We start from the raw sequence: 590 nt of genomic DNA on the forward strand, positions 1-590 counted from the left end.
GATCGGCCAGGCCGGGCACCGTCGATCGCCGGCCGGAAGGCGGGTCCCTTCACCACCGGCGGCTCCGGAAGGCCCCTCAACGCCGGTAGCCATACCCGCCGGTGCCAGTTCGAGTACCGCAGCGGATCACCCTTTTCCGAAGTGAACAGCAGTCGCCCCGGATCATCTCCAGGAAAGACGCCTTCCCCCTCACGAGCCGCTATCTTCGCCGCTTTCATCTGCGCCGCCAAATGGTCCCCGAACGTGACCGTCCGATTCCCGGCGGCGCTTTTCGCGTACGGCCGCGCGGTCCCGTCACGCTCCATGACCCACGCGATATGGATGCGCTGCTTCCGCGTATCCACCATCTGCGGCGGGATGGCAGCCGCTTCTTCCCACCGCATCCCCGTATCGGCGATCAGTTCGACGAACGGGCGCGCGTCGGGCCGGCCGGGGAAGCACCTGTCGAACGCGTTCAGCAGCGCCGTCTCTTCGGCGGGATCGAGGACGCGGTCGACGTGCGCGTTGCGCTTCGGCCGCTTCACACCACGGGCGGGGTTGTCCCGGATCAGCCGGGCGTCGACGGCCAGGTCCAGCATCGAGCGGAGCAC

General features: G+C 68.5%; 1 protein-coding gene. It reads right to left on the minus strand.

Annotation, left to right across the window (positions count from 1 at the left end; translation table 11 throughout):
* Positions 1-590: site-specific integrase (locus tag IG99_RS43550; protein ID WP_158973395.1), on the minus strand; the 590-nt coding region annotated here is incomplete at both ends.

The sequence above is a fragment of the Streptomyces griseus subsp. griseus genome, assembly GCF_000720255.1.
Taxonomy (GTDB): Bacteria; Actinomycetota; Actinomycetes; order Streptomycetales; family Streptomycetaceae; genus Streptomyces; species Streptomyces griseus_I.